Here is a 19,437-nt window from a genome sequence, read left to right as displayed (position 1 = left end):
GATGGATTTGACTGTAAGCCCCGCAGGGCGTGACCTGTAATGTGCATCTACTGTGTTGCTCTTCTTGCTAAGGACTACGGCCATTAGCGGCAAAAAGCGCCTTGTATCTACACATTTCAGATCTCGCTGAGATGCTATGGACTTATTCGCAGGCTTCCTAGTCTAAGATCCTGCCGCATGAGTGCAACATCTTTTGTACATAGATTGAAAAAGAGCCGTATACTTTGAAGCTCTTTATGTTCAGTGCAGGTTTCCCTAATTGATTGAATTTGGAAGTACAGCCTTTGTCATTGCGTTGATTGCCGCCTGGTTTGTTGGCCTATCAAAAGGTGGATTGCCCATCATTGCTATGTTGTCGGTGCCGATCCTCTCCCTAGTGATGTCACCTATGACGGGTGCCATTCTGTTGCTACCCATCTATATCATCAGTGACATGGTGGCGGTGTGGCTCTATCGAAAACACTTCTCAATGATCAATCTGAAAAATCTTATCCCCGCGGGTCTGCTAGGGGTGTTTATTGGTTGGGCAACGGCATCCATTGTCTCTGATCAGTTTGTCGCCCTGCTGATCGGTATTATGGGCCTCACGTTTGTCTCCTATATCTGGTTTGGAAAGCGCCAAGTAAAAGAGGCGAAAAAACCGACCAAAGTGGGCGGTTGGATCTGGGGCACCATTGCCGGTTTTACCTCGTTTATCTCCCATACTGGTGGCCCACCCTTTCAGGTCTATGTTCTGCCACAAAAACTGGAGAAACTGGTGTTTGCCGGGACAGCAACGCTCTTCTTTGCTGTGATCAACCTCTCAAAACTGCCACCCTACCTAGCGCTTCGTGGCTACTCCACAGAGGATTTAACGCTGGCGCTTTGGATGGTGCCCAGTGCACTGTTGGGTACCTTTATGGGGGCTAAGCTGACTAAGATTTTGAAGGATCGATGGTTCTTTGGCTTAGTAGAAGTCGGACTGCTGCTGGTCTCTATAAAGCTGATCCACGGAGTAGTAATCGACTCATTATGAGTAACATTGGTGACAGGCTTCAGCCTGTCATCCGCATTCTTGTTACGCTCAGAATTAGCAGGTGCTGATAAAGCGGATGACTGGTTAAAACCAGTCACCGGAGCGATGGCAAACTATTTTAATTTAATAAACGTGCTCTGAATGTCAAACTCTTCAATAAAGCGTCCCAAAGCTTCATGACCATCGGCTTTGATGCCAGCAAAGGTATCAAAGGCATCAATGCCCTGGTGGAAGAAGAGGTCAAAGCCACTGACGATATCTAAACCCGCTTCGTGTGCAGCAGTCAAAAACTCAGTCTCTAATGGGACATAGACCGCATCAAACGCCCACTCTTGGCCACCAAATAGTTCTGGATCAAGTGGGATACCTGGTGTAGCGTAATGTCCTACGGGCGTACAGTTGACCAAACCGTTTGCGGCTTTAGCTGTTTCGGCTAGCTGCTCTTTAGAGATAACCTCAGCGTTGTACCCTTTAGCCCGTACTGCAGCCGCTAACGCTTCAGCCCCTTCAATGTTCAGGTCAAAGATGTTCAGCTTAGTTGCGCCACAATGGAAGAGTCCAAAGGCAACCGCTCGACCGACACCGCCGGCGCCTAGCATCAGTACTTCACCTGCTGGCTTGTCACCACGTTGAGCTTTGTAGCCGTGAATAAAACCGGTGTAATCCGTGTTTGTTGCCTTTACAGCACCATTGGCTAGGTAGAGTGTATTGGTTGCACCTACTTCACGTACCGCTTCATCGGGCTCATCAACGAACTCAACGGCAATGGATTTGAAGGGGAAGGTGACGTTGCAACCGGTAAATCCATCATTACGAAGTGATTGAAGCATGGTTTTAAATGCCTCTTTGTCACTTTGACCCGGATCCTTCAAGTCGTAAGAGACATCAAAGCCATAGATATCGCCCAACATCTTGTGCAGGAAAGGGGCACGCGATTGTGAGATTGAGTTACCGATTAAACCCAGTTTAAGTTGCTTCATAGCTGTCATCCTTTACAGCAAGCCCAGTGCTGTTGGTAATCCAATCACCAAATCTGGAACGAACGTGATAATAATAAGAACTAAAAGCTCCACTAAGAATAGCGGCAAAATCACCTTGCTCAGCTTCGCCATACCGACCTTAGCGATGGAGTCCGCGACAAACAGGCAGAGTCCCATTGGTGGTGTGATCAAGCCAATCATTAGGTTGAAGATAATTATGATGCCAAGGTGAGTTGGGTCGACGCCTAGACTCACAGCAATTGGGTGCAGAATCGGCACCAGTACCAACATTGCCGCGATGCCCTCTAGGAACAGACCGACCACTAAGAAGAGAATGATGACGCCGACTAAGAACATCCACTGAACCGTCATGTACTCCAAGGCGAAGTCAGTGATCATGTTGGGAACGCGGTTGTAGTTCATCAACCAGTTAGCAGCAGCAACCGCACCGATAACGACCATGATGATCGAGCTGTCGCGCATCGCTCGGGCGAAAAGACCGGCCAGTTTAGAGACTTTCAGCTCTTTGAAGACAAAGATTCCGACAAACAGGGCGTAGGCCACGGCAAAGCTGGCCGCTTCCGTTGGCGTCACGACCCCCATCAGTATTGAGCCAACCACGAAGACAGGCATCAATAGAGGAATAATCCCTTGGATCAGGGCGCGAGAGTTGCTCTGCTTTTCGCCAAGTTCGTGCTCTGTGCCCTGCTTCTCGTAGTGGCCTTTGAAGAAGTAGACGTAGACCGAAAGGAAGATCGCAAGCATTACACCGGGAACCACACCGGCCATGAATAGCGCGGGTACCGAGACACCCGTCACAGTCAGGGCATAGATGATGACAGGAATCGATGGTGGAATAATCGGACCAATGACGGAAGAGGCCGCCGTAATGGCAGCAGCAAACTCACGTGGGTAGCCTTTCTTCTCCATCTCTGGAATAAAGACACGACCAATCGCCGATGTATCCGCAACCGCAGAGCCAGAGAGACCGGCAAATATGACCGAAGCCCAGATATTCACCATGGCTAAGCCGGCACGCATTTTGCCGACCAAAACGTTCGCAAATGCGATGATACGACTGGTGATACCCGACTCATTCATCAGCTCGCCGGCAAGAATAAATAGAGGGATCGCCAATAGTGGGTAAGAGGCCATGCCACCAAACATCTGTGTTGCCACGATGCGAAGGTGGTATGGGAATTCGCCCACAGCCATGAAGTAGAGCAGTGCAGCGATGATGGCAAAAGCGATGGGTAGGCCAATAAAGATACCGCCTAGAAGAATGGCATAAGTCATTAGAATGCGCCCTCCGCTTCATGTTGATCGGTATTCGCAGCTCGATTTAGCAGGCGCAGTAGTGCTGCTACTGCAAGCATGGCGCCACCCAGCACCATAGCGAAGTAGTAGGGGTACATCTGCCCAAGAACCGCAAGCTGTTCGATACCGAATAGATCTCGAAGTTCACGCGCACTTGAAAGGATGCTGGATGCATCGACTTTGCCGCGCTTCATCATGAAGAGGTAGCCGGAGTAGCTCAACAGCGCACCTATAACGACCATGCAGAGGTCCACAAAGAAATTGATCGGTTTGTGGGCTGCTTTAGGCAGCAGACCCGCGACAAGATCAAAAGAGACATGGCGATCGAGCAGGTAAGCCCAAGCCATGCCAAACATAATTCCGTAGACTGCCAGGTAGACGGGTAACTCCTCGCCCCATGGGATCGACTCTCCGATGGTGTAACGGCGTACTGAGTTTATGAAGATGATCAGGAACACTGAAGCCATAGAGATGGCTGAACCTGCTGCAAAAAAGGTACCGACGAAGCGGGTCACCTTACGCAATAGAGTGTGCATAAGTCATACCGACAGTTATAAGTTTTTTGAGAAATAGGCTCCGACCGGATGGTCGGAGCCGTGCAAACCTGAAGAGGTTTGGAGTATTACTTAGAAGCAGCTTCTACAGCAGCGTCTAGTTTAGCGATCCACTCATCGCTACCTAGCTCTTTAGCAAGCCACTCTTTAACCGCTGGCTGTGCAAGCTTCTTGAACTGAGCCATTTCGTCAGCTGTTGGTGAGTGTACTTTCATACCTTCAGCAACCACTTTCGTTACGCCTTCAGCCGTGTTGAACTGCTGAATTGCGCGACCCATTAGGCCTGCAGTACGAGCGGCTTTAGCAATGATGTCCTGCTCAGCAGCGCTTAGAGACTGGAAGAATTCGTCGTTGATTACGATGAAGTCAGCAGCGTAAACGTGGCCATCAAGAACCATGTACTTCTGTAGCTTGTGAAGGTTGTTGTTGTAGATAGTGCCGACAGGGTTTTCCTGACCGTCAACAACACCAGTTGTAAGTGCGTTTGGAAGTTCAGACCAAGCGATAGGCGTTGGTTCACCGCCAAGACCTTCAACCATCTCTACGTATAGAGGGATTGGCTGAACGCGGAACTTAAGACCTTTCATGTCTGCTGGAGATTTGATCTCACGAACGTTGTTAGTGAAGTTACGGAAACCTGTCTCACCGTATGCAAGTGTGCGTAGGCCAGTCTCTTCTAGACAGTGTGCAGCAAGATCTTGACCAAACTGACCGTCAAGTACGTCCCAGGCGATCGTTGCGTTTGAGAATGTGTAAGGAATGTTTAGAACGTCAGCTTCTTTACAGATTTTAGCCATAGCGCCAGAAACGATCGCCATGTGCGTAGTGCCTTCCTGTGCTTGCTGAACTAGATCGCCTTCGTTACCTAGAGCTTTTGCTGGGAAAAGTTCTACTTTGATATCTGTCTCACCTTCAACAATGTTTTTGAAGATGACACCAGCAGCACCTTTTTTAGATGTCTGCCAGTCAGCGCCGTCAACGTGACCTAGTTTGATAGTGGGTGCTGCAAAAGTTGAAACAGAAGCAGCGGCTACAGCAGTAGCAACAAGAGTTTTTAGCATCGCCTTTTTCATTGGGCTCTCCAATTTATTATCGTTTCACGCCTAGAGATGACGTTTCCAAGATTTTTTGTAGCAAGATGTCTAAAACCACCTACCCCAAGCAAGCTGGTTTTATTGTCTTGCTCTTAGCTTTTGTACTACTTGGTTAAAACTAAGTAGTGCAAATTTGCCATAGCCCTATACAGGCATTCAAGCTTTTTGTACTATTTGGTTAAAACAATTTGTTAGAACCTTTATAACCGTTTTTTAAACGTTTGGTTAAAAGTAAAATGAGTATCCCTTCTACATCGAACCGTTCAGCCGCAAAAAAACGTAATCCTGAAGCAGTTAAAGCCAATATCCTGCGTGTCGCCACCGAAGAGTTTGCCACCTCAGGCTATGCCGGTGCGCGGGTCAATGTGATCGCTGAAAAAACCGATACATCCAAGCGGATGATCTACTACTACTTTGGCGATAAAAAAGAGCTCTACCGTACCGTTCTTGAGGCTGCCTACCGAGATATCCGTTTGGGCGAGCAACAGCTGCATTTGAATGATCTCAATCCCGAGCAGGCGCTTCGCTCACTGGTGGCGTTCACTTTTGAACATCAGCGCAACAATCCGCAGTTTATTCGCCTGGTTATGATTGAGAACATTCACGAGGGACGCAATCTGATCGCAAAAGAGGCGTTTGAGGAGGTTAACAACCCTGCCATCGATCGGCTTGGCGAGATCTACCAACGAGGTGTTGAGGAGGGTGTTTTTCGATCGGGCATCAGTGTCATTGAGCTTCACTGGTTGATCAGTTCAGCCTGTTTCTTCAATAACTCAAACCGCTCAACCTTCAGTGCAGCCTTTGGCAACGATCTATTTACGGAAGAGGGGCAAAGTCATCTTAATCAGCAGGTACAAGAGATGATCCTGCGCTTTGTCGCCAACTGATATTTAAGAATATTTTGGATTGGTAACTTCATTACAGCTTCGCTAGATTGAAGCTCTTTTTAGTGAGTTTTACATGCATCCTAGCCGCCTTCTTTTAATTCTCTGTTTTATCGCGTTCATCTCCTTAGGCCTGCCTGATGCGCTGCTCGGTGTGGCTTGGCCCACTATGGCCGATGAGTTCTCAACCACTCTGGATCGTCTCGGAATCATTATGACCGGCGGAACCGTTGGTTATGCTCTAAGTAGTTTCATGATCGGTGCGATTGTTAATCGTATTGGGCTGGCTGGCCTGCTGATTCAAAGTGCTTCGCTTACCGTCATCGCATTGGTGCTGTTTATGGTTGTGCCTGACTGGTATTGGATGCCCTTTGTCGCACTGATTGCCGGTCTGGGCGGTGGTGGTATCGATGCGGGCCTCAATGCCTATGTAGAGAAACACTACTCAAGCCGTATCATGCAGTGGTTGCATGCCAGTTTTGGTGTCGGAGTCACCCTAGGTCCTGCCATCATGACCTTGTCGCTGGCCATGACAGGTCTGTGGCGGCCTGGCTATTTGTTGGTCGCGTTTTTGATGTTATTGATGCTTTCTGCTTTTATCCACTATCGCGGTTTATGGAGTGATCAGCCTGACGCTGGCGAAACGGAAGAGCAGGGCAATGCCAGCATGCTCGCCACGCTAAAATTACCGGCGGCATGGCTAAGTATGTTGGCCTTTTTTCTCTATACCTCGGCAGAGATTGGATTGGGCTTTTGGGCATTTACCCTGTTGACCGAATCCCGCGGTGTAGTGCTTGCAACAGCGGGGCTTTGGGTAACGATCTACTGGGGATCTTTTACCCTTGGTCGAATCGTTGCGGGCCTACTTGCGCCCAAGTTAGGTGAGATGAACCTGACGCTCTACGGTCTGTTACTTTCACTGATTGGCTTGGTTCTGTTCACCCTTCAAATAGGTGGACCAGGTGGGGTCTATGGGCTTGCTCTGGTCGGCCTTGGCTTTGCACCAACCTTCCCAGCACTGCTTTCAACCACCTCAAAGCGAGTCCCAAAATCGCATGTGACCAACCTGATCGGCATGCAGATCTCTGCTGCCGGAGTTGGTTTAGTGGTTATGCCACTCTCCTTGGGGCTTATAGTCTCTAGTGTCGGATTGGAAGCGCTGGCGCAGGTTTTCTTGGGCATGACCGCCAGCGTCTTTTTGCTGCTTACCTTGATTCGTAAAAGATAAATTTCCTTTAAGTTATATCTAATCAATTAAATACTATTTATTAATTTAAATGGTATTTGCTAATATGCACTCATAGTTTTGAACCGTTTGGTTCAAAGTAACCCAATGTGAGTCCTCATTATGAAAACATCCATTGCTACCGTTACTCTCTCTGGCAGTTTGCCAAACAAGCTTGAAGCCGCTGCGGATGCGGGTTTTGATGCGGTTGAGATTTTTGATAATGACCTGATTCAGTTTGCCGGTTCACCGCGTGAGGTGAAGTCGATTGCCGATGACTTAGGTTTGGAGATTCTAGCGCTGCAGCCGTTTCGTGATCTGGAAGGTCTGCCTGCTGAGTTAAAGCGTCAGAAGTTTTACCACATGCAGAGTCGATTCGAGATGATGCATGAACTAGGCACTCAGCGTATTTTGTGCTGTTCCAGTGTCTCTCCCCATGCCAGTGATGATCGAGCACGTTGTGCTGCAGACCTCAATGAAGCGGCTGATCTGGCAGCAAAAGAGGGCTTTATTATGGGCTACGAGGCTCTCTCTTGGGGGCGCTTTATTGCTGATTATGAGGATGCTTGGGATCTGGTTAAGCGTGCCGATCACTCTGCGCTGGGCATAAACCTTGATACCTTCCATATGTTCTCTCGGGGCAACACACTCGACTGTCTGCGAGATGAGATTCCGGTTGATAAGATCGCCTTGGTTCAGGTGGCCGATGCGCCTGTGATGCATTTGAGCGACTTAATGAGCTGGAGCCGTCACTACCGCAGCTTCCCAGGTCAGGGTGACCTACCGGTCGTCGATTTCATGAAAGTCTTGTGTGACAAAGGTTTTGATGACTACGTTTCGCACGAGATCTTCAATGATGAGTTCCGTGCTTCTCCTGCCAAAGAGCGTGCAGTAGATGGTATGCGTTCATTGATCTGGTTGGATAAGCAGTGCAAGGATGAAACGCCTAAAGCTGAGATTACTGACGTTGAGTTCATTGAGTTTGCGATTGCTGGTGAAGAGGGTGAATCGATTGTCTCTATGTTGAATTCATTAGGCTTTCAAGAGACGCACAAGCACCTCTCTAAAGATGTCGGTCTGATGCAGATGGGTGATGTAAACCTAGTGCTTAACCGCGAGCCTGCCAGCCAAGCTCACCAGCACTTCCAGCTGCACGGCGCATCAGTTTGTGCTTTGGCACTGACGACGTCGAGTGTCAAAGAGTCGTTGAAACAGGCAGACCAGTATCAAATCAAACGCTTTAATAACACGGCAGGCCCAGGTGAGTTGAATATTCCAGCGCTGCGCGGTGTTGGAGACAGTTTGGTCTATCTAGTTGAACGTCATAAGAAGTTCCGTTTCTTTGATGTCGATTTTGAATCGGTCGAGGGAGTAGAACTACCCAAAGTCGGCGTTAAACGCGTCGATCATATGGCGCAGTCGGTGACTAATACCGATTTCCTATCGGCGGCGTTCTTCTATAAATCAGTGTTCAACTTTGACATTACACCGGTACAGGATCTGCCTGACATTTATGGCCTAGTGACCAGTCGAGTGGCCTCTAGTCAGAACGGGCAGGTGAAGATTCCAATCAACATGACTGAGGCTCGTCAGGCGTCACCGCAGCGCTTTATTCAGCGAACCCATGGTGCCGGTATGCAGCAGATCGCATTTGAGTGTGAGGATATTTTGGCTTTTGCAGCGCAGGTCAATCCGGAATCGGTGTTGCCGGTACCCAACAACTACTACCGTGAAATAAAGGGTAAGTTTGGTCTCTCTGCTGAGCGAATTGAGACCTTACAGCGCTTTAATATTCTTTACGATGCGAATGATGACGGTGAGTTTTTGCACTTCTACACGCGCGAAGTACAGGGTGCATTCTTCGAAGTTGTGCAGCGTATCGGTGGGTATCAGGCCTACGGTGAAGCGAATGCACATATCCGCTTTGCAGCGCAGGCGGCGTTGCGTGAGTATGAAACGAATTTGGTGCTTTGATCTTCGCTGAGTATTTGTTGGAGCTTTCTCGAAGAGGAAGCGATGCAGGTTTTGCACATCGCGGCCTTTTTAAGACCGCTCCAACAGGGGGCTAGAGGATCGCTCCAACTGCATAGCAACTACTGTGCGGCTTTAAGGAAGGCTTGGTTATCTAAGCCAAAGTTAGAGTAGATCGGCAGTAGTGCACCGCCTAACGCGCGGGCTTCAAACCCAAGGTTGCCTGCGATTACCGGGGGTTTGTTTAGACCTTCCCAGTTCACATCGCTTGAAGCGCGGTTGATAGCCAGTACTAAGTACTGTGTCGCGACCGCCGGTAGGCGTCCATCAATGATGACTCCGTCTGGGTCAACAAAGGCAGCACCTGCCGCAATGGTCTGGGCAATATAGGGCGCTGCGTTGTCAGCCCACTCTGTAAACAGAGCCCAGGCATCCTGTTCTAGGGTTTCCGATAGATTGGCAAAATCCGCCACGATCGATTCTGACTTCAAACGTTTATCAAGTTGGTGCAGTGACGCATAGTGAATCAGTTGCTTCCCGTTAGCGCTTGGTACTGAACCCAGTGCACCGGCATTGGCATGGCTGCCTGGAAGTATCTGTCCGTTAAGAACGACGCCACCACCGATGAACGTACCCACGTAGAAGTAGAGTAGGTTCTCCCAGCTTTGCGGATTACCGAAGGTTAGCTCGGCTAGGCAGGCCGCTGTTGCATCGTTCAGCATGGCCGCATCAAGGTCGGTGACTTTTTCTAGCTCTTCTAGTAGATCAATCTTTGCCCACTCGGCTAAAGCCTCTTTCGCTTCAATTAGCTCATCACCCCAGCCCTCAAGCGCAAACGGCGCTGCCAGGCCAACACCGGTAACGCGATCGCGTTGCATCTCGTCAAGAGGTTCAAGAAGCGTGTTGATGCTCTGCTCGATCTTGGCATAGACCTCTTTAGGCGTCGGGAAGGGGTATTCGTGCGATATGCGGGTACGAATATTCCCTGTCATATCCATAAACAGCACCTCCAACGAGGCGCGGCCAATTTTGACACCGATACTGTACGCCCCTTCAGGATTGAGTGCGTAGGGGGTAGAAGGCTGTCCCAAACCGCCGCGGCGTTTAGTGCCTGCGATTAACAGGTCCTGTTCCATCAATCGATTAATGATCGTTGATGCGGTTTGTGGAGTAAGGTTGGTTGCTTTGGCAATTTCGGCTTTCGTCAACGCATCATGCTCACGAATTAACGAGAGGATGAGTCGTTCATTGTATTGGCGAACACCGACCTGGTTTGAACCAGAGGCGCGTTGAGAAGCCGAAGCGCTGCGCATAATTAGATGTAACTCGCGTTTTCGTGGACACCCTGATCCGCTGCACCGGTGATCAACGAGACGATCTCGTTGCCGGTCGTTTCAGCCGCTACAACGTTGCCAACGATACGACCTTGGCGGAAGACAATAATGCGATCCACAAGGTTAAAGACTTGGCGAAGGTTGTGACTGATCAAAATTAGGGGAATGCCTTGGTCTTTTAAGCCACGAATAATGTTTTCAACACGCGTGGTCTCTTGGATACCCAAAGCTGCGGTTGGCTCATCCATGATGATCAACTTCTCACCCCAGCCCGCTGCACGGCTGATCGCTACACACTGGCGTTGACCACCCGACATGCCACGTAAGGACTGGCTTAGGTCAGGAATCTTAACGCCGGTCTTTTCAAGCAGTGCTTCTGACTCTTGGCGCATCCCTTTCTTGTCCATCCAGCTGAATGGGCCAAGATTGAATTTGGTCTTTTCACGTCCCAAAAAGATATTGGCTGGCACGTCTAGTTCATCTGCCAGTGCCAAGTTTTGATACACGGTCTCAATACCAGCATCGCGAGCCTCAAGAGGAGAGTCGAAGTTGACCTCTTCACCATAGAATTTGATCGAACCGCGAGTGCGTTGCTCTACACCGGTTAGGTTACGAACGAAGGTCGATTTACCCGCACCGTTATCTCCAACAATCGCTACGTGCTCACCCGGAGCAAGATCAAAGTCCGCATCATTCAGCGCGTGTACACCGCCGTAGTGCTTGGTTAACCCTCTGATCTCTAAGACTTTTTGAGACACTTTAAGACTCCTGAACGAAAATTCTCTTTATTTGAATGTGACTAAATATGACTAACAATTAAGAGCGAGTCAATAATTAAATCAATTCAATTTAATTATTGACAGGGCGCTATAAAGTATTAGAAGATCGCTGTTAGGCATCGAAATAGACCGCCGAAAACAAAAACAAACAAATGTGGAGATCTACACATGAAATTGAAAAAAATGCTTAGCGTAATGGCTGCTGGCGCACTTATGTCTGGCTCTGTATACGCAGGTTCTATCGGCTACATCACTAAATCAGCAACAAACTCAGGTTGGATGATGATCAACCAGGGTGCAGCAGACGCAGCTCAAGAAGCGGGCGTTGACCTAGTAACTGTAGGTCCAGCATTCCAAGGCGACCTATCAAGCCAGCTAGAAGTGTTCGAAAACCTAGTAGCACAGGGTGTGGATGCAATCGGTATCGCGCCAGTTGACTCTTCAGGTGTTGCTCCAGCAGTAAACGATGCAATGGATGCAGGTATCCCTGTTGTTGCAATCGATACTGGCGTATCAGGCGCTGCAGTGACGTCATTCGTTGCTACAGACAACTACGCAGTGGCTAAAGTACAGGGTGCTGTTGCAGCAACTCTGATCAACGATGGCGATGCGATCATCTACGTGACGGGTAACCAAGCTCAGTCTACTGGCCAAGAGCGTCGTAACGGCTTCGTTGAAGCGTTCAAAACAGCTCGCCCAAACTCTGAAATCTTAGAAGTACCAACTGAGTGGGACTCTAACCAAGCTCAGGAAGGTGTTGAAGCGATCCTAAACTCACGCAGCGACATCAAAATGGTTGCTAACGCATGGGACGGCGGCACTATGGGTGCTAAAGCAGCGATGGAAAACCTTGGCCTAGGCGCAGGTGACATCAAACTGGTTGGTTTCGACGGCGCAACTGACGCAATCGAAGCGATGGATAAAGGTTGGGTACACGCTGACACAGCTCAGATGCTTTACCAGATGGGTTACCAAGGCATCAAAGCTGCGGTTGCTGCATCACAGGGTAAAGATGTATCACCACGCATCGACACTGGTTTCTTCCTAGTGACTCCATCTACTTCAGGTGCTTACAAAGACCTAGTAGGTATCAAGTAAGTTTTACTTACACTCCGTCGAGATCGGGCATTAGCCCGATCTCTTCTTTAACTGTTTAAAACAAACGGTCCTGAATAATGACTTCTAAAAGCCTTCAAGATAAAGCGATCGGCGTTACGGTTTCTTTCTTCCGTAAAGAGTGGTCTGGCGCACTGCTGGCGATTCTGATTCTTGCCCTAGCCATTGAGCTAGTAACGGATGGTAAACCCTTCTTCCATCCTACTAACTTGATGACCATTCTGAACAACTCAGCCGCTATCGGTATTGTTGCAGGTGGTATGACGTTGGTGATTCTAGCGGCGGGTATCGATCTTTCGGTCGGATCGGTAATGGGCTTAATCGCAGCCGTCACCGGTTACATTGTCAGCTACTGGGGTTTCCCACCTTGGTTAGCGATCATGTCTGGCCTAGCGATGGGTGCATTAGTGGGTATTATTCATGGCACGTTGGTCGCCTATCTCGGGATGCCGGCCTTTATCGTTACCCTGGCGGGTCTTTCGATCTGGCGTGGTACGGCACACCTTTCAACGGATGCGCGTGCAACACCTAAGCTACCTGAAACCTTCGATCTATTTGGTCGCTACAACCCCTTTGCGGAGCTTCGTGCTGATTACAAAGCGGGTGAACTGAGCGGCTTTATGGAGTCGATTGGCGCCTTCGTGAACGAGCACTGGATGGACTTCTTCCGTACCTTCCAGATGTCTATGATCATCTTCATCGTCTTCTTCATTCTGTTGGCGGTCGTTGTATCCAACATGCGTTTGGGTCGATACATCTATGCGATTGGTAGTAACGAACAGGGCTCTCGCCAAGCGGGTATCAATACGCGTCTCTACACTCTCTACACCTACGTAATCTGTTCGATGGGCGCTGCATTGGGTGCGATGCTCTTCCTAGGTCGCGCGCCTTATGCAAAATCTGACTACGGCCAGATGTGGGAGCTGGATGCCATTGCTGCGGTTGTTATTGGTGGTACCTCTCTGTTTGGTGGCCGCGGTACGATCATCGGTACCTTCATGGGTGTCATCCTTCTGAAACTGATCAATAACGGTCTGACCCTGGCTCAGCTAGAGACTTTCTGGCAGATGGTGGTACTGGGTCTGATCATTTTGGTTGCCGTTGGATTGGATATTGTTCGCCAATCTAAATCAGCGGTTAAAGTTCAGCGTATGCTGGGTGTTGTGGCTCTGGTTCTTGCTCTGTTTGCCTGCTTAACACCGGGTTCTGCACTGATCAGCTCGGCGATTTCACTGCATGAGCACAACAGCATGGTGGCAATGCAAGCAGCTGGACTTGATCTTGCGGCTAACCAAACGGCTCGCCTACTGGATGCGCCGGCTGTGGCTGAACTACAAGCCATTGTGTCTGGCAACTGGCAATCCTTCGCGTCGCTTCTCGTGCTTGTGTTGGGTGCCGTGGCTGTAGCTGTGACCTTGAAACGTTCACTGGCGCTTATCCTTGCAGCCGTCTACGTGGCAGCAGCGGTTCTGCTAGTATCAATGGGCATGGCAGCTGTTGCGCCTCTATTGATCTTGGGTGCGGTAGTACTGGCTGGTATGACGACGGTGCCTTACATGTTTGAAAGAGCTCGTACGCTAGAAGGCTAATCACCCAATGATTAAAAAACCCCATCGCCTAGGCTATGGGGTTTTTTGTTGAAAGCAAATAGCATCGCGGCCTTTTTAAGACCGCTCCAACAGTACGTGCAGTACCCCTTCAATGCTCTTAGTTGGAGCCTTATCGAAGATGAGGCGAATGGGGATTGAAAGAATCGCGACCTTTGCAAGATCGCTCCAACGGTAATTTGGTGGTGAACTTAGTAAGGCTAGCTCTCGTAAGTGTTTATCGTTAGAGTAAAAAGATAACAATTAGGAAGTTACCCTACATGCCTGTCATTGCACTCGTTGATGATGATCACGAGATACGCTCACTGCTCTCGGATTACTTAGAGAAAAACAGTTTCACGGTACTTGCGTTTGAGTCGGCTGAAGCGCTGCTTGAGGGCGACTACAGTGCTGCCGAGCTGTTGATTCTTGATGTCGGTTTGCCGGGCATGGATGGACTGGCTCTCTGTCGTACTCTGCGTCAGGACTCCAACTTGCCGATCATTATGCTCACCGCTGCCAGTGACGATGTGGATCGTATCCTGGGTCTTGAGTTGGGTGCAGATGATTACATGGGTAAACCCTTTAACCCTCGCGAATTGTTGGCTCGCATTAAAGCGCTGCTGCGTCGATCCGCCCCCGTCGAATCACCAACTGCTAGCTCTAATCTACTGTTAGACAGGGCGAAACGAACCGTGTCAGTCAATGGTGAAGCGCTTAGTTTGACTGGGGCTGAGTTTGATCTGTTGGCGCTACTGCATGGCCATGACGGTGTCATCAGCCGTGATCAGCTCAGCATGGAGCTTAAGGGGCATGCGGCGCTTCCGCAAGATCGTTCGATTGATACCTTAGTCAGTCGACTCCGCACCAAATTGACCCCCTTCAGCGAGGATGAGACGATCAAATCCATTCGCGGCAAAGGGTACCACCTGGTTCTAAAATGATCGGTTTTTGGTCCCGCCTACGCGATCGGCTGATGCCTAAGTCGATCATTGCACGCATGTCTCTGGTGTTGATCATCGGTGTCTTAGTGGCACAGGCGGTCAGTTCTTATGTCTGGACACGCCAGATTCAACAGGCAGAACGCGAACGTCTCGTTGAGATCTCGGAAGTGATGGGCGCGCGCATAGGTCAGACGATTCAGTTCTTCTCTAAACTACCGCGTGAATATCGTCACATCGTGCTCGATCAGCTGCGCGATATGGGCGGTACGCGCTACTTTGTCTCGATTAACAGTCAAAAAATTCATCTAGAGACCTTGCCCAACACTGAGCTACAGCAGCTTGTTGGCGAGCGTGTTAAACAGAATGCAGCCCGCCAGTTAGCCTATAAATCCGAAGACTTTGCGGTTGAGTTCGTTGCGTTTTCGAATCTTCGCATTCTCTCTGATGACAACCTGATGGTGCAGCTGCCACCCAAATGGCAGCGGTTTGCCCTGTTAGATCCCGGTGATGACAGCCCCGTCGTCGTTGTGCAGCTTAAATTAAACCCGGACGAGTGGGTCTATCTGGCCACGGTATTCCCTGGTGGGGATTTCATGGGCAGTACTCTGTTTGAGTCTGAGCGGTTGGTCTCTTTATTAGCAGTGACACTGACCGTGGTTGTTTTGGTGACCCTGCTGGTGGCCGGTATTGTTCGACCCTTGCGAAGGTTAGCTCGTGAGGCGGATGCCCTAGGGCGCGGTAAAACGCCCTCCCTGATTCCGGCCGAGGGTACCCGGGAGATGCAGACAACCATTCGTGCCTTTAACCAGATGGCGCAACGGCTTGAGAAGTTTATCTCCGATCGCGAGAAGCTGTTTGCCGCAATCTCCCATGACCTGAAAACCCCGCTGACACGCGCCCGTTTGCGGGTTGAGATGATTGATGACGATAAACTGCGCGATAACCTGATTGGTGACATCGAGAACGTCGATCTGCTGGTCAAAGCGTCCTTGCAGATGATTAAAGATGGCGCCATTCACGAGAACAGCGAACAGATCGATCTGAAACAGGTGATTGAGTCAGCCCTTGCCAGTGCAGAGATCGAAGGGCTGCCCAGCTCTGCGACACTGCCCGATGAGTTTGTCTTAGAGGGTCGCCGTCTCTCGCTTGAACGCCTGTTTACTAACCTGATCGATAACGCGTTGCACTACGGGCGTGGAGTCGAGATCTTTGGCCATAAAGAGCCGGAAGACAATGAGTTGGTGGTGCAGGTGTGTGACCGAGGCCCGGGTCTCAGTGATGAGTTAAAGCAGCGAGTCTTTGAGCCCTTCTATCGCATCGATAAAGCGCCCTCATCGATTCATGTCGGTCTGGGTATGGGCATTGTTAAGTCGATTGCGCAGCTGCACGGTGCCAGTATTGAGCTGCTTGATCGTGAAGGGGGCGGTTTGATCGTTGAGCTTCGTTTTCCATTGTCACACTTTGTAACAGAACGAAACTCTGCGTAAGACTCAAGTTGTTATATTGATTGAAGAACTGAAGATCTTGATCGCCAGTTCCCAAGGTATTCTTACCTATAAACAACAATAAAGAGGTTTACTCAATGATCAAACGTACTTTAGCTGCATGCGTAGCTGCAGCAACACTATCAACTGCAGCACAAGCTGCTGACGTAGAAGTTCTTCACTACTGGACAAGTGGCGGTGAAGCGAAATCGGTTGCATACCTAAAAGAGAAACTGACTGAAGCGGGTGTGGGCTGGAAAGATTTCGCAGTTGCTGGTGGTGGCGGTGAGAACGCAATGACCGTTCTTAAGTCACGTGCAGTATCGGGTAACCCACCGACTGCAGCACAGATCAAAGGCCCATCGATCCAAGAGTGGGGTGAGCTAGGTTTCCTATCAGACATCGATAGCGTCGCTAAAGCGAACAACTGGGATGCACTTCTACCTGGTGTGGTTTCTGATGTAATGAAACACGACGGCAAATACGTTGCCGCTCCAGTTAACGTACACCGTGTAAACTGGTTGTGGGCTAACCCAGAGATCTTCCAAAAAGCGGGCGCTACCATCCCAACAACTTGGGACGATTTCCTAGTTCAAGCTAAAAAGATCCAAGACGCTGGCTACATTGCCCTAGCGCACGGTGGCCAAGCTTGGCAGGACGCGACTGTATTTGAAGCTGTTGTGCTTGGTGTGGGCGGTCCTGAGTACTACCAGAAAGCATTCGTTGAGCTAGATGCAGACGCTCTTAACAGCGCAACGACTGAAGAGGTGTTCCGCGTATTCGGTGAGATCCGTGGTCTAATCGATGAAAACTCTCCAGGTCGTGACTGGAACGTTGCGACATCAATGGTCATCAACGGTGAAGCTGCAATGCAGATTATGGGTGACTGGGCGAAAGGTGAATTCACTGTTGCTGGTAAGACACCAGGCGTTGATTACGCATGTGTTGCAGCACCAGGCACGTCAGGTTCATTCACGTTCAACGTCGACTCTTTTGCCTTCTTCGCGCAGTCTGATGCTGACGCACAGAAAGCTCAACAAGAGATGGCTAAGCAGATCCTAGGTCAGGACTTCCAGAAAGTCTTCAACCTTAACAAAGGTTCTATCCCAGCACGTCTAGGCATGGCTCGTGACGAGTTCGATAGCTGTGCACACGCGTCAATGGATGCCTTTGTATCTTCTGCACAAACTGGCGGTCTAGTACCAAGCTTCGCGCACGGTATGGCTGTCCCTGAAGCAGTTTCTGGCGCTATCTACGATACCGCTACTAACTTCTTCAACTCAGATCAGTCGGCTGCTGAGGGTAAAGCTCAGCTAATCGCTTCTATCCAAGCAGCGATGTAATCCGACCAAGAGCCCTCAACCCTGAGGGCTCTTATTTACTTTTTTAGGAGATTCACGATGAGTGTGTCAAAGGCTAAAAAGCCAATGACGCTAGAGTCCTTATTGCCAAAAATCGTGCTAGCCCCCACCACTGCGGTGATGTTGGTCTGTATGTATGGCTTTATGATTTGGACCGGAGCGCTATCTTTTACCAAGAGTCGAATGTTGCCTCAGTGGGACTTTGTCGGCTTTGATCAATACGCCAAGCTGTTTGCCAACCCTCGTTGGGATGTGGCTCTGAATAACCTGGTAGTGTTTGGCGTTCTGTTTATCGCGGTCTCGTTACTGCTAGGTCTGTTCCTAGCGATCCTACTGGATCAAAAAATTCGTTTAGAGGGTACGCTGCGTACCATCTATCTCTACCCCATGGCGGTCTCGTTTGTGGTCACGGGTACGGCCTGGAAGTGGATCCTCAACCCAGGTCTAGGTCTTGAGAAACTGGTCCGTGATTTAGGCTTCGAGAACTTCGAGTTCCGCTGGCTGGTTGAGCAGGACATGGCGATCTACACCATCGTGATTGCAGCGGTATGGCAGTCGAGTGGTTTTGTTATGGCGATGTTCCTTGCGGGCCTTCGTGGTGTTGACGACAGCTTGATTAAAGCAGCTGAGATTGACGGCGCGAGCAAGATGAAAGCCTATTGGTATGTGATTCTGCCTATTCTGCGTCCGGTCTTCTTCAGTGCGATTGTCATTCTCTCTCACATTGCGATTAAGAGCTTTGACCTGGTGCAAGCGTTGACTGGCGGTGGTCCGGGTTACGCGTCTGACCTACCGGCTAACTTTATGTACACCTACGCCTTTAACCGAGCGCAGATGGGTGTGGGTGCCTCCAGTGCGATGATTATGTTGATGGGTGTGTTGGCGATTATTGTGCCGTACCTCTACTCAGAACTACGAGGTGGAAAAAATGGTCGCTAATCGTTCATTTAACTTAGGTCGTCTATTTATTTATGGCTGTCTGCTTGCGTTTGCGCTGTTCTACCTAGCGCCACTCTATGTGATGCTGACAACCTCGTTTAAAGACATCGAAGAGATTCGTAGCGGTAACCTACTGGCACTGCCACAGGATCCAACCCTTTACGCTTGGATCAAAGCGTGGAGCAGTGCGTGTACCGGTTCCGAGTGTCAGGGTCTAGCACCCTTCTTTATGAACAGTGTGAAGATCGTTGTTCCGGCCGTCATTCTGTCGACCGTGATCGGTGCGCTGAACGGCTACGTGCTCTCTAAATGGCGTTTCCGCGGCAGCGACCTAATGTTTGGTATGTTGCTGTTTGGCTGCTTCATTCCGTTTCAGGTGATTTTGCTACCGATGGCGCGTCTACTGGCTGAATTGGGCTTGGCCAACACAGTAACCGGTCTGGTTCTGGTGCATGTGATCTACGGGGTTGCGTTTACGACGCTCTTCTTCCGTAACTTCTATGTCTCTGTACCGACGGAGTTGGTGAAAGCGGCGCAACTGGATGGCGCAAGCTTCTTCCAGATTTTCCGCCACATCTTCTTGCCGGTATCTCTACCTATCTTCACGGTAACGATCATTTGGCAGTTTACCCAGATCTGGAACGACTTCCTATTTGGCGTGGTCTACTCAGGTCCGGGTACGCAGCCGATCACAGTGGCACTGAACAACCTAGTTAATACATCGATGGGCGGTAAAGAGTACAACGTCGATATGGCGGCTGCCGTGATTGCAGCGCTTCCCACTCTACTGGTCTACATCTTTGCAGGTAAATATTTTGTACGCGGCCTGACAGCTGGCGCGGTAAAAGGATAAC

The 19,437-nt window shown here is 49.8% G+C and carries 17 protein-coding genes; 11 read left to right on the top strand and 6 right to left on the bottom strand.

Features of this window, described 5'->3' with window-relative positions; all coding sequences use genetic code 11:
• The first annotated feature begins 259 nt into the window (after nucleotides 1–259).
• Nucleotides 260–1,015, top strand: a complete 756-nt coding sequence (locus XMA152_RS03715) for a sulfite exporter TauE/SafE family protein (RefSeq protein WP_173480144.1) — start codon at nucleotides 260–262, stop codon at nucleotides 1,013–1,015.
• A gap of 113 nt (nucleotides 1,016–1,128) precedes the next feature.
• On the opposite strand, the gene XMA152_RS03710 is transcribed toward XMA152_RS03715, so the two are convergent.
• The 4 genes from XMA152_RS03710 to dctP form a co-directional block, all read right to left on the bottom strand.
• Entirely contained in the window at nucleotides 1,129–1,995 is an 867-nt protein-coding gene (locus XMA152_RS03710; protein WP_173480145.1) for a shikimate dehydrogenase, read from the bottom strand.
• Nucleotides 1,996–2,007: 12 nt separating this feature from the next.
• A complete protein-coding gene (locus XMA152_RS03705; RefSeq protein WP_173480146.1) occupies nucleotides 2,008–3,291 on the bottom strand; it encodes a TRAP transporter large permease in 1,284 nt (427 codons plus the stop codon).
• Nucleotides 3,291–3,848, bottom strand: coding sequence for a TRAP transporter small permease (locus XMA152_RS03700; RefSeq protein ID WP_173480147.1), 558 nt, complete (start codon nucleotides 3,846–3,848; stop codon nucleotides 3,291–3,293). The genes XMA152_RS03705 and XMA152_RS03700 overlap by 1 nt, the downstream gene beginning before the upstream one ends.
• An 86-nt stretch (nucleotides 3,849–3,934) precedes the next feature.
• Nucleotides 3,935–4,939, bottom strand: a complete 1,005-nt coding sequence (dctP, locus tag XMA152_RS03695) for a DctP family TRAP transporter solute-binding subunit (RefSeq protein WP_173480148.1) — start codon at nucleotides 4,937–4,939, stop codon at nucleotides 3,935–3,937.
• Nucleotides 4,940–5,196: 257 nt separating this feature from the next.
• Between dctP and XMA152_RS03690 the strand changes: the two genes are divergently transcribed.
• The 3 genes from XMA152_RS03690 to XMA152_RS03680 all read left to right on the top strand — a co-directional run bounded on the left by XMA152_RS03690 (nucleotide 5,197) and on the right by XMA152_RS03680 (nucleotide 9,043).
• Nucleotides 5,197–5,847, top strand: coding sequence for a TetR family transcriptional regulator (locus XMA152_RS03690; RefSeq protein WP_173480149.1), 651 nt, complete (start codon nucleotides 5,197–5,199; stop codon nucleotides 5,845–5,847).
• A gap of 73 nt (nucleotides 5,848–5,920) precedes the next feature.
• Nucleotides 5,921–7,072: a sugar MFS transporter gene (locus XMA152_RS03685; protein WP_173480150.1), complete on the top strand. Its 1,152-nt coding sequence runs from the start codon at nucleotides 5,921–5,923 to the stop codon at nucleotides 7,070–7,072.
• A gap of 120 nt (nucleotides 7,073–7,192) precedes the next feature.
• Nucleotides 7,193–9,043: a bifunctional sugar phosphate isomerase/epimerase/4-hydroxyphenylpyruvate dioxygenase family protein gene (locus tag XMA152_RS03680; RefSeq protein ID WP_173482758.1), complete on the top strand. Its 1,851-nt coding sequence runs from the start codon at nucleotides 7,193–7,195 to the stop codon at nucleotides 9,041–9,043.
• 119 nt (nucleotides 9,044–9,162) lie between these two features.
• On the opposite strand, the gene XMA152_RS03675 is transcribed toward XMA152_RS03680, so the two are convergent.
• Both XMA152_RS03675 and XMA152_RS03670 read right to left on the bottom strand, forming a co-directional pair.
• Nucleotides 9,163–10,353 (bottom strand): ROK family transcriptional regulator, encoded by a 1,191-nt coding sequence (locus XMA152_RS03675; RefSeq protein ID WP_173482757.1) that lies wholly within the window; start codon nucleotides 10,351–10,353, stop codon nucleotides 9,163–9,165.
• A 2-nt stretch (nucleotides 10,354–10,355) separates the two neighbouring features.
• Nucleotides 10,356–11,132: an ATP-binding cassette domain-containing protein gene (locus XMA152_RS03670; protein ID WP_173480153.1), complete on the bottom strand. Its 777-nt coding sequence runs from the start codon at nucleotides 11,130–11,132 to the stop codon at nucleotides 10,356–10,358.
• A 189-nt stretch (nucleotides 11,133–11,321) separates the two neighbouring features.
• Between XMA152_RS03670 and XMA152_RS03665 the strand changes: the two genes are divergently transcribed.
• The 7 genes from XMA152_RS03665 to XMA152_RS03635 all read left to right on the top strand — a co-directional run bounded on the left by XMA152_RS03665 (nucleotide 11,322) and on the right by XMA152_RS03635 (nucleotide 19,436).
• Nucleotides 11,322–12,251 carry a sugar ABC transporter substrate-binding protein gene (locus tag XMA152_RS03665; protein WP_173480154.1) on the top strand — a complete coding sequence of 310 codons (930 nt, stop codon included), beginning with the start codon at nucleotides 11,322–11,324 and terminating at the stop codon, nucleotides 12,249–12,251.
• A 77-nt stretch (nucleotides 12,252–12,328) separates the two neighbouring features.
• A complete protein-coding gene (locus XMA152_RS03660; protein WP_173480155.1) occupies nucleotides 12,329–13,858 on the top strand; it encodes an ABC transporter permease in 1,530 nt (509 codons plus the stop codon).
• A 278-nt stretch (nucleotides 13,859–14,136) separates the two neighbouring features.
• Nucleotides 14,137–14,799, top strand: a complete 663-nt coding sequence (locus tag XMA152_RS03655; RefSeq protein WP_173482756.1) for a response regulator transcription factor — start codon at nucleotides 14,137–14,139, stop codon at nucleotides 14,797–14,799.
• Nucleotides 14,796–16,286, top strand: a complete 1,491-nt coding sequence (locus tag XMA152_RS03650) for an ATP-binding protein (RefSeq protein WP_217363795.1) — start codon at nucleotides 14,796–14,798, stop codon at nucleotides 16,284–16,286. The genes XMA152_RS03655 and XMA152_RS03650 overlap by 4 nt, the downstream gene beginning before the upstream one ends.
• A gap of 95 nt (nucleotides 16,287–16,381) precedes the next feature.
• Nucleotides 16,382–17,626 carry an ABC transporter substrate-binding protein gene (locus XMA152_RS03645; protein ID WP_173480157.1) on the top strand — a complete coding sequence of 415 codons (1,245 nt, stop codon included), beginning with the start codon at nucleotides 16,382–16,384 and terminating at the stop codon, nucleotides 17,624–17,626.
• 57 nt (nucleotides 17,627–17,683) lie between these two features.
• Nucleotides 17,684–18,583 carry a carbohydrate ABC transporter permease gene (locus XMA152_RS03640; RefSeq protein ID WP_173480158.1) on the top strand — a complete coding sequence of 300 codons (900 nt, stop codon included), beginning with the start codon at nucleotides 17,684–17,686 and terminating at the stop codon, nucleotides 18,581–18,583.
• Nucleotides 18,573–19,436: a carbohydrate ABC transporter permease gene (locus tag XMA152_RS03635; RefSeq protein WP_173480159.1), complete on the top strand. Its 864-nt coding sequence runs from the start codon at nucleotides 18,573–18,575 to the stop codon at nucleotides 19,434–19,436. Before XMA152_RS03640 ends, XMA152_RS03635 begins: the two co-directional genes overlap by 11 nt.
• Nucleotide 19,437 lies beyond the last annotated feature (1 nt).

This window comes from Marinobacterium sp. xm-a-152 (assembly GCF_013282965.1).
Taxonomy (GTDB): Bacteria; Pseudomonadota; Gammaproteobacteria; order Pseudomonadales; family Balneatricaceae; genus Marinobacterium_E.
The sequence above is the reverse complement of the archived record's forward strand: the minus strand, read 5'-3'. Positions and strand labels throughout refer to the sequence as shown.

What these genes read in the sequence shown, in the direction of transcription:
- XMA152_RS03710 (WP_173480145.1), bottom strand. Translation starts at nt 1,995, where the DNA reads ATGAAGCAACTTAAACTGGGTTTAATCGGTAACTCAATCTCACAATCG.
- XMA152_RS03705 (WP_173480146.1), bottom strand. Translation starts at nt 3,291, where the DNA reads ATGACTTATGCCATTCTTCTAGGCGGTATCTTTATTGGCCTACCCATC.
- XMA152_RS03700 (WP_173480147.1), bottom strand. Translation starts at nt 3,848, where the DNA reads ATGCACACTCTATTGCGTAAGGTGACCCGCTTCGTCGGTACCTTTTTT.
- dctP (WP_173480148.1), bottom strand. Translation starts at nt 4,939, where the DNA reads ATGAAAAAGGCGATGCTAAAAACTCTTGTTGCTACTGCTGTAGCCGCT.
- XMA152_RS03690 (WP_173480149.1), top strand. Translation starts at nt 5,197, where the DNA reads ATGAGTATCCCTTCTACATCGAACCGTTCAGCCGCAAAAAAACGTAAT.
- XMA152_RS03685 (WP_173480150.1), top strand. Translation starts at nt 5,921, where the DNA reads ATGCATCCTAGCCGCCTTCTTTTAATTCTCTGTTTTATCGCGTTCATC.
- XMA152_RS03680 (WP_173482758.1), top strand. Translation starts at nt 7,193, where the DNA reads ATGAAAACATCCATTGCTACCGTTACTCTCTCTGGCAGTTTGCCAAAC.
- XMA152_RS03675 (WP_173482757.1), bottom strand. Translation starts at nt 10,353, where the DNA reads ATGCGCAGCGCTTCGGCTTCTCAACGCGCCTCTGGTTCAAACCAGGTC.
- XMA152_RS03665 (WP_173480154.1), top strand. Translation starts at nt 11,322, where the DNA reads ATGAAATTGAAAAAAATGCTTAGCGTAATGGCTGCTGGCGCACTTATG.
- XMA152_RS03660 (WP_173480155.1), top strand. Translation starts at nt 12,329, where the DNA reads ATGACTTCTAAAAGCCTTCAAGATAAAGCGATCGGCGTTACGGTTTCT.
- XMA152_RS03655 (WP_173482756.1), top strand. Translation starts at nt 14,137, where the DNA reads ATGCCTGTCATTGCACTCGTTGATGATGATCACGAGATACGCTCACTG.
- XMA152_RS03650 (WP_217363795.1), top strand. Translation starts at nt 14,796, where the DNA reads ATGATCGGTTTTTGGTCCCGCCTACGCGATCGGCTGATGCCTAAGTCG.
- XMA152_RS03645 (WP_173480157.1), top strand. Translation starts at nt 16,382, where the DNA reads ATGATCAAACGTACTTTAGCTGCATGCGTAGCTGCAGCAACACTATCA.
- XMA152_RS03640 (WP_173480158.1), top strand. Translation starts at nt 17,684, where the DNA reads ATGAGTGTGTCAAAGGCTAAAAAGCCAATGACGCTAGAGTCCTTATTG.
- XMA152_RS03635 (WP_173480159.1), top strand. Translation starts at nt 18,573, where the DNA reads ATGGTCGCTAATCGTTCATTTAACTTAGGTCGTCTATTTATTTATGGC.